At 67.7% G+C, this 14,697-nt stretch carries 8 protein-coding genes and 1 pseudogene; 3 read left to right on the forward strand and 6 right to left on the reverse strand.

Annotated features, from left to right (window positions below; genetic code table 11):
- Positions 1–25: 25 nt before the first annotated feature.
- Both ACFYNP_RS21225 and ACFYNP_RS21230 read right to left on the reverse strand, forming a co-directional pair.
- The gene (locus ACFYNP_RS21225; RefSeq protein ID WP_388787205.1) at positions 26–640 is read right to left on the reverse strand and encodes a 4'-phosphopantetheinyl transferase superfamily protein; all 615 of its coding nucleotides are present in this window, start codon (positions 638–640) and stop codon (positions 26–28) included.
- Positions 637–1,482: a metallophosphoesterase family protein gene (locus ACFYNP_RS21230; RefSeq protein WP_388787208.1), complete on the reverse strand. Its 846-nt coding sequence runs from the start codon at positions 1,480–1,482 to the stop codon at positions 637–639. The genes ACFYNP_RS21225 and ACFYNP_RS21230 overlap by 4 nt, the downstream gene beginning before the upstream one ends.
- A 445-nt stretch (positions 1,483–1,927) precedes the next feature.
- Between ACFYNP_RS21230 and ACFYNP_RS21235 the strand changes: the two genes are divergently transcribed.
- Entirely contained in the window at positions 1,928–2,176 is a 249-nt protein-coding gene (locus ACFYNP_RS21235; RefSeq protein WP_388787210.1) for a hypothetical protein, read from the forward strand.
- Between the two features lie 137 nt (positions 2,177–2,313).
- On the opposite strand, the gene ACFYNP_RS21240 is transcribed toward ACFYNP_RS21235, so the two are convergent.
- Both ACFYNP_RS21240 and ACFYNP_RS21245 read right to left on the reverse strand, forming a co-directional pair.
- Complete coding sequence (locus tag ACFYNP_RS21240) at positions 2,314–4,332, reverse strand: HelD family protein (RefSeq protein ID WP_388787213.1); 2,019 nt, start codon at positions 4,330–4,332, stop codon at positions 2,314–2,316.
- An 895-nt stretch (positions 4,333–5,227) separates the two neighbouring features.
- A complete protein-coding gene (locus ACFYNP_RS21245; protein ID WP_388787386.1) occupies positions 5,228–5,656 on the reverse strand; it encodes an Imm7 family immunity protein in 429 nt (142 codons plus the stop codon).
- A gap of 775 nt (positions 5,657–6,431) precedes the next feature.
- On the opposite strand from ACFYNP_RS21245, the gene ACFYNP_RS21250 reads away from it, so the two are divergent.
- The gene (locus ACFYNP_RS21250) at positions 6,432–6,893 is read left to right on the forward strand and encodes a hypothetical protein (protein WP_388787215.1); all 462 of its coding nucleotides are present in this window, start codon (positions 6,432–6,434) and stop codon (positions 6,891–6,893) included.
- An 803-nt stretch (positions 6,894–7,696) separates the two neighbouring features.
- On the opposite strand, the pseudogene ACFYNP_RS21255 reads toward ACFYNP_RS21250, so the two are convergent.
- Positions 7,697–8,653 (reverse strand): annotated as a pseudogene (locus ACFYNP_RS21255) (DUF6177 family protein).
- Positions 8,650–8,967, reverse strand: coding sequence for a hypothetical protein (locus ACFYNP_RS21260; RefSeq protein WP_388787218.1), 318 nt, complete (start codon positions 8,965–8,967; stop codon positions 8,650–8,652). Before ACFYNP_RS21260 ends, ACFYNP_RS21255 begins: the two are co-directional and overlap by 4 nt.
- Before the next feature lie 1,224 nt (positions 8,968–10,191).
- Between ACFYNP_RS21260 and ACFYNP_RS21265 the strand changes: the two genes are divergently transcribed.
- Entirely contained in the window at positions 10,192–14,694 is a 4,503-nt protein-coding gene (locus tag ACFYNP_RS21265) for a ricin-type beta-trefoil lectin domain protein (RefSeq protein ID WP_388787220.1), read from the forward strand.
- The last annotated feature ends 3 nt before the right edge of the window (positions 14,695–14,697 follow it).

Below are 14,697 nucleotides of genomic sequence, written 5' to 3' on the forward strand. Positions count from 1 at the left end.
ATGCCCCCTGACGATGCGTCAGGGGTCATCGGCATCTCCTGGGGCGGCGGATCACGGGCGTGGCGAGCACCGCAGAAAAGCGCCGGATGCGGCGGATTCCCCGGACATGGCAGCGCGGGCCGGTTCCCCCGACGCGGTGGATTCCCCCGACGCGGCGGACGCGGTGACCGTGATGGCGCACAACAGAAGGCCGCGCTCCGCCGGCCATCGTCCGTCGAGCGTCGAGCCGGCGGATCGGCGGAAGCGCGGAGTACGTGCGCGAAGGACGGACCTGTGCGGTGAACGTGCCTGCGCCTTCATCCCGTTCGGGCGCGAAGGAGAGTACGGCGTCCGCGAAGTCCAGCCGTTGCCCCGTCCAGGGACACCAGGTCTTGTACACGGCCTCCTTGGCGCTGAACAGCAGCCGGTCCCAGTGGATTTCGGGCGCGACGCGCAACAGCTCGCCCACGTGCCGCAGTTCGCCGGGCACGGTGACCGATTCCAGGACGCCCTCCGGGACCGGCGCGTTCGGTTCGGCGTCGATGATGTCCACGGCGTTCGCGATCAGCGCGGCCTCGGCCGGGTAGAGGTCCCCGGGTTCGGCCCCGTCCTCGAATGTGTCCACCGCGCAGACTCCGGACGGCACCAGCCGCTCGATCACGATCCCTCCTCCGGAAGGATCGTGCGGAGCGCCGGACGGGGGTGGCCGGGTCTGCGCCACTCACGGGGGTAGCCGACCGAGACCTCCTCGAAGCGGACACCGTCGTGCCAGGTCGTCCGGGGAATGTGCAGATGGCCGTACACGACCGCGCGGGCACGGAAGCGGCGGTGCCAGTCCGCGGTCCGTACCGTTCCGCACCACTGCGCGAAGTCGGGATAGCGCAGGATCCGGGTCGGTTCGCGGACCAGCGGATAGTGGTTGACGAGGACCGTCGGCAGCTCCGGATCACAGGCTGCCAGCCGCGCCTCGGTCACCGCGACCCTGGCCTCGCACCATGCCTCCCGGCTGGGGTAGGGATCCGGATGGAGGAAGTACTCGTCCGTACAGACGATGCCGTTCGCCTCGGCGAGGGCGAGGGAACGCTCCTTGGTGGTGGCGCCGGGCACCCGGAACGAGTAGTCGTACAGCACGAAGAGCGGTGCCACGGTGACCGGACCGCCGGGCCCGCGCCACACGGCGTACGGGTCTTCGGGGGTGAGCACGCCGAGGCCTCGGCACAGCGCGACGAGGGACTCGTACCGTTCCTGTCCGCGCAGGCGCAACGGGTCCTGGTTCGTTGTCCACAGCTCGTGGTTGCCCGGCGCCCAGACGACCTGCGCGAAGCGCCGGCTCAGGAGGGACAGCGCCCATTCGATGTCCTCGGACAGCTCGCCGACATCGCCGGCGACGAGCAGCCAGTCGTCGTCGGACAGCGGCCGAAGGCCCTCGACGACCGCCCGGTTGTCCTGGTGCGCGACGTGCAGGTCACTGATGGCCAGCAGCCGGCCCTGTCCTCCACTCATGTCATGCCTTCCGTTCTGCGTGCGTGAACGTTCTGCCGTTCTGGGGCGGTCTGCTGCGACCTGCGAGGCTGGCCGTGCGGCTGGAGCGATGGCGCGGCTGGTGGGGCGGTGCGGCGGTGCGGCGGCGGGGGTGCTGCGGTGACGCGGTGGTCACGAGGGCGGGAAGACCGGGGCCGAGGCCGGGGCCCGGGGCGGGGCGCGGGCGTCACGGTCGAGGCCGGCGCTCGGCCGGCGCGGTATGGCAGAGGGGCGGTGCGGGCCGGAGTTCCTCACCGTGCCCGATTACGGGACAGTCCCTGGCCGTACCGACGGACGGAACTTCGCCGAGGGGCGCCCCTCGCATGACGAACAGCCCCGGCTCCACGGCTCGAAACATGTCGTCATCAACGACCGGCGTCAATCAACGATCGGCGCCGTCCGGTCTGCGCCAGGGACCGTCCAGCCCATGGTGAAGCTCGCCCGCCGGATGCGTGGGGCCGCCGAATACTCGATACGGCCGCTGCATTTCTCACGATTCCCGCTGCCCGGGATCGGCTGCCCCGTCAACCCGTTCTTCGCGCTGCCCAAATCGGCGCGCAATCCCCCCGTCGCCCATAAAACCGATCCCCCGTTGACTCACTTCGAAAGCTCAAACGTTCGATCTTCGGTAGATGAGGATGTCACGCAGCCACGGGAACTGTCCACCCCTAACTAGCCGCTCCAGGCTGGGCTGTTGGCAGACGGGGAATAGGAAGAGCTGCCTGCCGACCTGCGACGGCGGGAACTCCTGAGTTTCCATCCCGTGCGATCGACAAGGCACCTCCGACGTGGAAGTTCCGGCCAGGTCCGGTGTCAGGCGGGCTGGACGGTGATGGTGCAGAGGCGCTTGGTGGCCCGGGTCAGGGCCACGTACAAGTCCCTCTCCCCGCCCGGGCGGGTCGTAATGATTTCCCCGGGGTTCACGACGACGACGCCGTCGAATTCCAGACCGCGTGCTTCGGACGCCGGCACGATGCGTGCCTGGTGCGCGATGCCCTGGGCCGCCAGTTCGCTCACCCGGGTGTCCGCGCAGATCACTCCCAGGAGCTCGCCCGGGTGCGCGGCGCTCTGGGCCCGGAGTTCCTGGGCGACGGAGTTGACCAACTCGACCGCGGGCGTCGTCACGGTGCGAGGGCGCTCACCGTTGCGCAGGGACCGTGTGGGCTTCTGGTCCGGAGCGATCCGTGTGAGCAGGTCCCGGGCGCTCTCCAGGATCTCCTGCGTGGTGCGGTAACTGACGGTCAGAGTGTGCAGTTTGAACCGCGGTCCGACGTGGGGGCTCAGTGCCTCCTTCCAGTCGCGTGCCGTCGCGACCGGGCCTGCCTGGGCGAAGTCACCCACCAGCGTCATCGACCTCGCCGGGCAACGGCGGACGATCATCCGCCACTGCATGGCGGTCAGTTCCTGCGCCTCGTCGACGACGACGTGCCCGTACGTCCGCTCGGGAGGGCCGTCGACCAGGCTCGCCGCCTCGTCCAGCAACGGCCCATCGGCGTCGGTCCACGGAGCGTCCTGGGCGCGCAGCAGAAGGGACCGCTCCTGCGCGGTCAGGCGGGGCAGGTGCTCGGCGAGAGCGTCGGCGTCCGTCAGGAGCGCCGTCACGAGGTCGTCGGGGACCAGCCGCGGCCACAACTCCTCGACCGCCCGGTCGACGCCGGCGTCGTCGAGGAGATCGGCCCGGATGGCGTCCAAGTCCAGCTCGTGGACCGGGCCCGGGTCGGCCGCACCTTCGGCACGGCGCTGGGCGACTCCCGTGAACCGGTCGAAGTTGATGCCCGTCATCCTTTCGGCATCGGCGTCGATCTGCTCAAGGAGGTCGCCCATGTCCCGTCGCAGCGTGTCGGTGACGGCGTCGACCAAGAGCTCTTTGAACGCCTGGCGCGCGGGGTTGTGCCCCTGTACGGCCGCCAGCGCGGCGGCGCGTGCCGTGGCGACTTCCTCGCCGGAGAGGTGGACCGGTTCCTGTCCGACCCGCACGGTGAAGTCACCGGCGGGGGCTTGGTGGACGCGCAGGAGGTCGGCCAGGGCGTCGGCGAGGTCGGAGCGCCCCTTCAGGCGCGCCGTGTCGAACCGGGCCGCTGCCTCGAACGGGGTCGCTGCCTCGAACGGGGTCGCCGCCTCGAACGGGGTCGCCGTGTCCGTGGACAGTCCGGCCAGTTCCCGGCAGGTCGCCAGGTCGACGTCGTTCTCTCCGAGCGAGGGAAGGACCTGGGAAATGTAGTCGAGGAACCGGGCGTTCGGGCCGACCACCAGGACGCCCTCCTCCGCGGCGCGCGGGAACGCGTACAGGACGTAGGCAGCCCGGTGCAGGGCGACCACCGTCTTGCCGGTGCCGGGCCCGCCCTGCACCACGGTCACCCCGCGGTGTGCGGAGCGGACGATCTCGTCCTGCTCGGACTGCAACGTCGCAACGGCCGCGTGCATCCTGCCCGTACGCCGTGCCGAAAGCGCCTCGGTCAACGGGCCGTCCCCCACGACGTCGTCGTCGGTCGGGGCCGTCCCGTCAAGGAGTTCGTCGCTCACCGAGATGACGGTGCGTTCCTCCAGGCGCAGGTGCCGGCGCCGCCGCAGGCCCATCGGGTGGACCGGGGTCGCCTCGTAGAAGGGCCGCGCCGCGTTCGCGCGCCAGTCCACGAGCAGGGGCAGGTCGTCGTCCTCCGTGTGCAGGCCGATCCGCCCGATGCGCAGGGCGGTGCCATCCGTCCAGTCGACGCGCCCGAAGACCAACCCCTTTTCGGCGCCCTCCAGCCGCCGGATTTCCTTGGCCAGACGCTCGGCGGCCACTTCTCTCTCGTACGCCTCACCGGCGCTGTCCGTCGAGGCCTTCAACACACTCGCTCGGTCTGCGCGCGCCTCGGCAATCCGCTCGGTGAGCACTGCATACAACGCGGACACATATTTCCGCTCCGATTCAAGGGCACGCACAGCGAGATCATTCACTTTCGACAACGCGGGGCTCCTTCCGGTTCGAGCCGCACCATACGGTCAAAGGCTCCTGAAAGATAAGCCTTGACTTGCTTGGCGAATCCTGTTCTCTGAAGTCGCGAGCTGCGCCCGACATCAGAGAAGAGCAAGGTGTACGCGCTCGTGAGCCATTGCAGCCCGGTCGCGCTTGCGCCCGGCCCGTGGACCGGATCCGCGAAGGGATTTCAGGAGAATGTCGAGGACGGTGCCGCCCGGCCGAATATAAAGAGCGAGCACACCACAAGGACGGCAAGAATTAACCACTGACGATACTTCAGCAACGACGAAGGAAGCCACGAACACCTATAAATATCCACCAGCACTGGAGCTTGGACGACGAGAAGGGACCATAAGCGAAGTCCACCACGCTGTCAATCACAGATTTCCCCGCAACCACCATTGCGGACCAGCCAACAATATGCCTCTGCCGAATTTGCGGGCCGAATACTTTTGTGCCTCTGATGGATTTCCAAGTCGATGGATCGCAGCCTCGGCGGGGTGAACTGAGGCGGAGCGACCTTGGCCGCACGGGCGGGTCGTCGTGGGCAGCGGCGATCGGTAATGGAGAACATCGCGACGGGGTCCCAGGCGGGACGCGTCCGCTCGCTGACCGCGCGGCGCGGCCGACCAAGCCGGACCAAGCGGGACCAAGCCGGACCAAGCTGAGCCGAACCAGGCCGAGCCGGCAGCCGTTGACGAGGTGGTGACTTCGTACGCCCAGGTCGGCCAGAGCGCGGCGAGTACGGTCGGACCCCGAGGCCGGTCAATCCTCGATGATCAGCCTCACCGGTGACAGAAACGGGTCGAGGCGCGTCGTCACCTCGCCGCGTGCCAGCACCCGCACCCGGAAGGCACCGGGCCCGGGCGGCTCGGGAAGGTCGTCCGAGCGCTCGTACAGAAGACCCCACGCGCCGGGGAAGCGGCGCGCGATGAAGACGACCAGCGCGTCGAGCTCCTCGGCCTCGTCACGCCGCCGGTTGACCAGCCCGTCAGCCCGCACGAACCACTCCCCGTCGTGGGCGCGCAGCACCGCCTCGCCCGTTGACCAGTCGAGCGAGTCGAGCGATTCGACCCAGTACCGACCGCCGTAGTCCTTGAGGTCGTTGATGACCTCGGAGGTCGGTTCACCCTCGAAGTGGAAGCCCGAGGTTCGGAGTTCGGGGTTCGGGGTTCGGGGTTCGGGATCGGGGATCGGCCGGTATCCATCGAGCGTTCAAACGTCGCCTGAGCCTGGTTACGGAAAGGGGCTTCCCGTTCGCATTCCCTCGGGTCCCGCCTGAGCCACGTAATCATCTCTGACCGCCTCGAATTGACGTCCTGACGGATCGTTCTCGAACTTCATCCAGGACTCGCCACCAGTTTCTCGGCGGACAGCACCCGCCGCGTCTTTGCCTACGACTCGATCCATCGCGTCGCGTGTGCAGCGGACGATGTCGCCGAGCGGGCCACGACGTGCAGTGGCACGGCCGAGCAGGTCATACTCGTACGGGGTGGCGCCCCCGTCGAAGCCGCTCTCACTGACCAGACAGCCGGCGGGATCGCAACAGTAACTCCCCCGCAAGCCACGCGGGTTGGTCACCCCGGCAAGCCGCAGCTCGGGGTCGTGGGTCATCGACGCGAGCGTCGCCGTGCACGCGGTTCCCAGCGGATGCGGTCGCGCCGATACAACACTTTGCAGCTGCCCGGATCGCCAACGTATGGCCTCGACTTGATCCTTCATCGGGGGCAGGGCTCTGGGGGTCGCTGTCGCATGTACGGGTGACGGGGAGTCTTACGTGAGCGACGGCGGCGGGGGCGGCAAGGCCCCCGAGATGGATCTGGAGATCAGGACCATGGACATACCGCGGGCATCAAGAGCGCCGCGCCCGTGTTCCCGGAGCAGTCCAAGAACCATCGGCCCCAAGGGGCACCGAGGACATTCCGGTCGACAAGTGGCGGCGGCCTCCCCTCGCCGCGGAAGGATGCAGATGAAGTACGTCTCGGTCATCTGGGACGACGGCGGATTCCTGGTGGATCCGAGGCCCTACCTGACAGAACTCCCGGCGTTCCGGGACCAGTTGCCTGTCCACGCGAAGGAGTTCGCAACCGATCCGGCGCACTACGCCCTGGGGGCAGGCAACACTCGCTGCGCCAAGGATCTGGAGCTTTCCAGAATCCAGGTGGCCACTGACAAGAGTGGAGGGCTGATCCTGGAGTTCACCCCCAATCAGTGGAAACACGATGCCGGTCTACGCATCAGCTATTCAGGGGTGCGGAGCTTCTCCATCGACTACCACCACGCCATCGACTGGATGCCGGTCGACAGCCTGCTCCTCGACGAGATCCTCCCGGACGGGGACGGCGGGTGCACGCATGAGATCGCGCTCACAGATGCCTCGATCGTCGTACGCTGCGAGGATCTGCGGGCCACGTGGGGCGACGCGCATTGAAGCGATCCACCTACCTGATCAACGTGGCCCCCGGGACAAGACGCCGGCCCCGCAAGACCCGAGGAACCCCTACGGCTGCTCCTCTCCCGCCAACCGCTTGAGGTCCGGTCTTCCCTGCGCGGCCCTCCCACTCTGAGCCTTTTGTGGCCAGACGCGCCGATCTGGTGAAAGCGCGATCAGGTCGGCTCGGGCCGGGCGAAGCGCGGTGACCCTCGTGGCGAGGTTGTGGCGGTCCGCAAGCACCTCCACTTCGGGTTGGTCGAGAGGCCCCGGAAACCGTTCGGGAACAGTTCGCAGGCGGCCGAAGCGAGCCGCGACTCACTCACGGCGCAAACGCGGAAGCCGGCGGTGGTGAAGGAATCGGTGACCGCGGCACGCCATCCACTCCAGGACCTGACCTGACTCGCCCGGCAGATGGCCTGACGACCCATCAGAACCAGCTTGCTTCAGATGGTTGCGACGACCCAGGATCCATCAGCTCAGGACGGGCCGCCACGGTAGCGCACGACTCCTTCTCGGGCCGGTCGACGTGGACGCAGCAAGAATCCGGCAAGAACTGCCTATACCGAGCAGTTGGCCGCGGGTTCGAGTCGACGACCCCGACCTGCCCGCACCCGCCCGGTGGCAGTACTTCGCTCCGCCGCTTAGCGATGGGCGAAGCACCAGGGCCCGGAATTGGCCAACGGCGTCCCTGTGGCAGTTGCCGGGCCTTGTCGCGGAGCGTCGCTTCAATAGTGAGCACAGTGAGGATGGGTGACGACACCGTCCACCGGCCTGACGCTCCGAACGACAGCAGCAACGACTCAGGTCACTAGCTCGTAGCTCGTAGGTGCCGCCTGCGGGGCGCCCCTCAAGTGCCGCAGCAGCGTCCCGAAAACGGTCCAGCCCTCTGCCGACTCGCCATGTCCCAGGGGGTAGTAGTAGCCCGGCTTTGCCGCGGCGCCGAGCCGTACCGGGGCGGCCGAGAGCGGCGGACGGGCGGCGACGCCGGGGCCGGCCTGGACGATGTCGGCGGGACCTAGGGCGTAGCCGAACGGCACGGCCGGCCGTTCGGAGCGCGCCGGCACGGTGGTGTCCGCGCGGGCCTCACGCAGGCGTGCGAGGAGGGTGCGCAGACCGTGCCGCGTGGTGAGTTCGGCGGCCAGGTCCCCTACCGCGGACACCGGCGGCTTCTCGCCGGCGCGGAAGCCGAAGACCATGGTGACGTCCTCCTCGACTCCGTCGAGCGTGCGTAGCATGCGCAGGGCGGCGAGAGCGGGCCGGTCGGCCGAGCCTACGACGACGGTCCAGGTCGGCTGGGGCGCGCTTGTACGCCAGGTCGGTGAGGCGACGTCGCGACGTCGGCAGGTTGGCCGGTTCGGCGGTGCCCCAGCCGGTGGGGAGTTCGCCGGCGAGAGCCTGCCATGCGGCCTTCACACCACCGCCGAGTATCAGGTGGGCATCGGGCTGGTGGACCGTTCGAAAGCTGAGGAGGAGCTGACGTCCTCGGTGCGGGTGACGTCCGCGAAGGCCGAGGCGACCGGCGCCGCGCCATCGGCGTCCTTGGCGGCCTCGAACGCGCCGTCCCGCCAGCGCAGGACCGCGCCGGAAAGCCCGTCGTAGTAGCCGCAGTCGGGGTCCTGGACGACCCAGCGTGCCGGCGGGCCGGTGAGCACGGTACTGGTGGGCAGAGATAGCCGGCAGTGCCCCGGCGTGACAATCTGAAGGGCCCGTTCGCTCTCCAGGGTGGCGCGCAGTGCCTCTGAGAACAGGCCGGTCATGCTGATGACGGGACGGCCTGGATCACCACGGCCACCTTGTCGGTGAGCACGTCGACGGCGGCCTGCGCGGCGGCGGGAGTGGGGGCGGCGGTAATGCCAGAGGTGTCGACGGGGCGGCCCGGGTCGTCGACACCCGGCGCGCCGGGCAGCCAGACGGTGCCGCCGAGCAGGGTTGTGAGGCGGGCGGCGAAGGCCCCCGCGAGCCGTTCGGCGCCGGGCACCGCGGTGGAGGCGCGGGCCTCGGTCCACCACTTCTGCTTGCCGTCGGGATTGGTGGCGCCGAGCAGCCGCTGTGCCTCCCCCGGCACCGTCATGGGCGACGGACTCCAGGAGCTCGGAAAGCAGGCCCCGCTTGGCTACGTCCGACGCCGACGAGATCCCCGACGCCATCGTGTGCTGACCATGGACAAAGCCAGCTACGTCAGCGGCACGATCCGCAACGCCTACGGCGGCTGCACCGCCATCCGACCATCGCGCCTCCGGACGGCGGGCACCGTCACGGCCGGCCGGGTTTCGCGAACCCCTCCCCGCGAAGCCCGGCCGAGGGTGAGGGTGTCAGGTCCGGTGCGAGCGTCGTGCAGGGTTCGCGTCCGGGCGATGGCGGCGCGCAGTACGACAGCTCCGAGAGACAACGACTGGGGAGGCGAGGACGGTCCGCAGCGGGCCGCTCCTGGCTCTCGTGGCCCCCGCCGCGCCAGAGCCCGCTTCGAACGCGGCCAACTCGTCAAACGCCCCGAAGCCCACGCAGCCTGAACTACCGCACGATCCAGAGATCTTGACTACTGATCTTGCATCGCTTGAGCATCAGGCTGTCGCGGAGAGGAAACCAGGGCCGTCACAACGTTCGGCGACAGGTCGGTCATCGTATCCAGCACCAACCGGCGATCGGCCCACGAGGCGAACTCCTCCCGCAAACGTTCCACCAACTCCCGCGTCGGCTCAACGAAGGCCTCGATCCCCCGGTGGCGGCTCTCCAACCGGCGGCGGTGTTTTGGAGTGGCCACTGATCGGGTGACGGCGGCGAGGGCGCAACGCACGAGACACCCGTGCCGTTGAGGGAAGTGTTCGACGTCTCAACTCATCAGCGCAGGCGTCTCGTCCGGCCGCCAGTCGTCCCTCGTGGGCGGCGAGATCGCGCCACTTCACGAGACAGCCCCAGCGCACGGGGGCTCTGGGCAACTCGTTCCGTTTCACAGCCGAATCACAGGTACGTCCTGGCGCGTACATGCCCTGACTGATTCCGGAACTCTCCGGCCCCGGCGGCCATGGGCGCAGTTTTTCAGATATTGCCTGCGCCGATGTCAGTCCCTTTGCCTAGGGTTGGCGGTCGCGTGCACGGAATCTTCACCAACTGACGTGCGCGCGGCTCATGGCGGCTGGGGGGCTGCGTTGCCCAGGGGGGCCATTGCGGGCCGTCGCGGCGGCGTTGTGGGAGCTCCGCTGCGCAACCAGCAGCTTGTCCTGGTCGAGTGCGGGTTGAGCCTGCTCTTGGCCGGCTCCCGGTCGTCGTCCTGTGAACGACGAATCAAGGATGTTCTGTGCGCTTAAGTCCACGGTCCCGTGCGGCGGGACCGCGAAGATCACCGGTACTGACTTCGGTCATAACCTCCGTAACCGCCCTGGCTGTTGCTGCTGGGCTGGCGATCCAGCCGGGGTCGCTCGACCTTGGCCAGGATGATGTCCGCCTGGTAGCTGATTCCTACGACGGTTACGACCCTGCCGCGGCCGAGAAACTACGCCAAGACCAGTGCGTGGCGGCATTTGCGCTGCGTAAGGGCGGCAGCAGCATGTTCGCGCTGGCGCAGGGAGCACTCGGCTCGCCGCCCGACCAGCTTCACCTGAAGCTGCGGCGGGATCTCATGGACGACAAAACCCCGTTGCACCAGGCGTGGAACGCGGACAGTGACAGCAGTGCTCGGTGGCTCAAGAAGGTCAGTGACGAGGAGAACGCATGGCCCAACTCCGTCAGCAGCCTCGCCTACTTTCCTGGCGTTTCGTCGGGGGTGGGCAGCATCTTCGACCAGACCGGGCTGCGGCCTTGGCTGTATCAGGCGTATTCGAACTCAGTGGAGGTGTGGTCCCCGTGGGAGGACTCCTCACCTACTGCGGATGACAAGACGAAGGCCGCCGCGCTGACGATCGGTGACCAGCAGTACGTCTCGGGCGGCACGCCGCAGGAACAGCAGGCGTGGGCGCTGTGGAAGAAGAACTCCGGGAAGATCGAACCCAATCAGTATTTCATTCCTCGACTGTTCGCGGATGACGCCCGTATTTTCTTATCTTCCGGAGGTTTCCCCCGTTCCGCACCGGCGCCGGGGACTGCCGAGTTCCGCATCGCGGTCGAGGACTTGAAGGCACGATTCGCTTCCTGTAACTGGCATGACCCCATTGACCCGAACCGGGTGTTGGGCAAGGAAGTGGCTCAAGCTCATGCCGAGTGGCAGCAGGAGATCGCTGGCCAGGCCACGCAGCGCAACCAGATCCTCAACGCGAGCACGGATGCCACGAAAGCTCTGCAGGAGGGCTCGTTCAGCCTGGGCAGGGTCCTCGGGCAGTCATGGATCGCTGACAATGTCACTCGGTGGCAGGACTACTGGGCTCCCGGAGGTGCCGGGTGGGTCGGTGACGCCCCTGCGGTGATCCAAGTGCACGCGGCCCAGGGGAAGTGTCTGGACGTTGAGGGCGGCAGTACGGCCAACGGCGCCGCCGTGCAGCTGTGGACGTGCAACGGATCGTCCGCGCAAAACTGGCAGCTCACCTTCGACGGCTCCCACTATCAGCTCCGCAACTCCAGCGGGCCAGGAACCAACCTCCTCGCCAAATGCCTTGATGTGGCCGGCGGTAAAACGGACGACCGGACGAAGATCCAGGTCTATACGTGCAACAGCACACCGGCCCAGCAGTGGGACTTCAACCTGCGCGCCACCTCGCCGCTCAAGAACGTGGGCGCGGACAAGTGCCTGGACCTGAACACCTTCGACAACGGCAAGGACTCGTGGCTGTGGCGGTGCAACGGCACCACCTCCCAGCAGTTCGACGTCAAGCCCACCGGCCACAACAACAGCGACCAGCCGAAGCAGGCCGAGTTCGACAAGGCCAAGGGTCTCCTTGCCGGGGCACAGGCCACTGCCAAGCAGCAACTGGCCGCGCTCAGGGGCCAGCTCACCACCGCGCAAAAAGCAGCCGCTGCTTCGGATTCCGCCGAGCAGGCCGCCTACACGATCGCCGACACGGCCGGCGCTCCCCGGGGCCGTGGGCTGCTGGTCGGCCAGCAAAAAGATCAGGTGACCAAGGGTACGGTCGCAGCGCTCCAGGCGATGGTGGCGGCTGCCGAGACCGCAGAGGCTGCCACCCGCGCCTCCGCGGCGGACAGCCAGGCGATCACCCAGCGCGCTCTCGCCCAGGCCGCTCAGGTGCAGACCGAGTTCCGGAAGAAGGCCGCGGAGACGGCCGAGGCGCAAGCCAAGGCCGCAGCCGATGCCGCGAAGATTCACCGCGACAACGCCAAGGCGGACAAGGAAACGGCGCAGGCCAAGCTCGCCGACACTCTGAAGGCCGAGGCCAACGCCAAGTCGGCTGCTGCCGACGCGCATGCCAAACGCCTTGCGGCCGAGGCGGAGTCGGCAACGGCGAAGGCAGAGAAGGAGAACGCCCTCGCCAAGCAGGCTGAGGCCGCCCAGCACAGGCAGAATGCGCAGACCGAGGCAGGTAACGCCAAGACTGCCAAGAACAAAGCCGAAGCCTCCGAGGCAACCGCGGTCGACAAGAAGAACGCCGCAGTCAAGGCACGCGATAACGCCAAGGCCAAGCGGGACGACGCGTGGGACGCGCAGCAGAAGGCCGATGCCTCCCGTGCCAAGGCCGACGCGAAGGAGGCGTACGCCCAGGCGCACGAGTCGGATGATCAGGCCAAGGCATCCAGGGCCGCAGCCGATGAGGCCGCCAAGTACGCGGATGACGCGGAAGCTGCCGCAGGCCGGGCCCACGCTGAGGCCGACGCCGCCTCCACGGCCGCTGCGGAAGCGGATGCCGCGGCCACCCGGGCCGAGGCGGCTGCCAAGCGGGCCCGCGCCGACGCAGACGGAGCCCAGGCCGCGAAGGTGAGGGCGGACGCGGCGGTCTCCACAGCGACCAGCGCCGAAGCCGACGCGATCGCGGCGTCCCAGCACGCCGCCTCCGAAGCCAGCATCGCGGTCGAACTCGCCGACGAAGCCGAAGAGAAAGCGAAGACTGCCAAGACCGAAGCAGACGCGGCCAGCAAGGAAGTCCCCAAAGCCTTCGAGGCAGCGGCAAAGTCGGCCGGCTACGCACACATCACCGCCCAAGCAGCCGAGGACGCCAGCAACGCCGCGGTCCAGGTGGTTAAGCCCGCCAACGACGCGATCGAGCTCGGCTCCCCGTACATCACCACGGACTCGGCCGCCGGCTTGGTCGTCCTGGCCGGACAGGGCTCGAAGACCATCGCTGAACAGCAGAAAGCGGTCGCCGAAGCCCACGCCAAGAACGCCCAGGAAGAAGCGGCCACCGCCCAGGCACTCGCCGAACAGGCTCAGGCGGACACCAAGGAGGCGTATCAGCACGCGGCCAACGCCGCCCGCTACGCATCCGACGCCCGCGGCTACGCCACCGAAGCCCTCGGCTACGCCTCCGACGCAGCCAACGCCGCGTCCAAAGCCGCCGATTCGCTGGCACGCGCCATCGAGTACGACCGCCAGGCAACCGCCGACGCAGCCGCAGCCAACACGGCGGCCGGCACCGCCGAGGGTTACGCCAAGGAAGCCCGTACCGCAGCCGACCAGGCAGCACTTGATGCCTCTGCCGCACACGCGGCAGCAGACAAGGCCACACAGGACGCCAAGGACGCCCGCACCGCAGCCGACCGCGCCAACACCGCGGCAACCGAGGCCGAGCAGGCCGCCAAAGACGCCGACAAACTCGCCCAGGACGCACAGACAGCCGCGGACCAGGCAGAGAAGGACAAGAGCAACCTGCAGGTGTCGACCGGGGCAGGCACCGGAATCGGCGGCACCTGGTGGGTTGTCGAAGAAGACAGCATCGAGATCACCGACACCAAACAGCACGACCCGTGCGTCATAAACATCGGCTTCGAAGGCTGCACCACCACGTTCACGGCCACTTTCAGTGCGGTGGTCGACTTCTACATGTGCACGGATCCGGACACTCTGAACACAGCCAGCGGCTGTCCGTCCGAGTCCACGCTGCTCGTCAAGAGCCAGCGCATCTCCGGGCTTCAGAAGGATGTCACCCACTACTTCTCCAAGCTGGAACTCATCCAGCAGACGCTCGCCTACAAGGTCATCAAGGCGGTCCTGGTCCAGGACTTCGTCAACTGCTGGCACGGCAGTGTCAGCGGATGTGCATGGGCCCTGAGCAACTTCATCCCTGGCAAGGCGTTCGAGAAGGTCATCGAAGGTATCCGGGTTCTGGATGCGGCGATGACGACCGGAGTCGGAGTCCGGGACGCGTTCACAGCCCTGAAGTCGCTCGATAACATCGACCCCGCAGCCCTGGCGAAGCTCGAGAAACTCGCCAACGCCTCGGAGGATTTCGCCGCTGCCTGTCTGAAGAAGCCCTCGCTAGCGGTTAGGGCTTCCCTCTCGGTAGCGGTCGCCAGCGGCTGTTGGGCAGACCTGACCGGGCCCGGCGAGTGGAAGGCCGAAAACGAGAGCATGAAGGCGGCCGACCTGGCCTACCAGATGCGGATAACCGGGGCTCCTGCGGGCATGGTCTACAGGCTTACCGCGGACACTCCATCGGGGTGGGTCAAGTTCGACGGGTTCCGGAACGGAAAGCTACTTGACGCAAAGAACGGATACCTGGGGTTCATTGACCCCAAAACTGGAAAATTCAGAACCTGGTTCAAGACCGCAGCAGAAGAAGCACAGAGACAGAATAAGGCATTCCAGAGGCACGGCATACCCATCGTTTGGCACTGTTCCGAGGCAGACGCAGTTGCCGCCTTTAAGGCGATGCTGAAGGACGAGGGAATCACGAGCATCACCGTCGTACACACCCCGTAAAGG

This window comes from Streptomyces sp. NPDC006691 (assembly GCF_042869955.1).
In the GTDB taxonomy this organism is placed as follows: Bacteria; Actinomycetota; Actinomycetes; order Streptomycetales; family Streptomycetaceae; genus Streptomyces.

Coding starts and splice junctions, on each gene's coding strand:
- ACFYNP_RS21230 (WP_388787208.1), bottom strand. CDS start 1,482: ATGAGTGGAGGACAGGGCCGGCTGCTGGCCATCAGTGACCTGCACGTC.
- ACFYNP_RS21235 (WP_388787210.1), top strand. CDS start 1,928: ATGGTGAAGCTCGCCCGCCGGATGCGTGGGGCCGCCGAATACTCGATA.
- ACFYNP_RS21250 (WP_388787215.1), top strand. CDS start 6,432: ATGAAGTACGTCTCGGTCATCTGGGACGACGGCGGATTCCTGGTGGAT.
- ACFYNP_RS21260 (WP_388787218.1), bottom strand. CDS start 8,967: ATGACGGTGCCGGGGGAGGCACAGCGGCTGCTCGGCGCCACCAATCCC.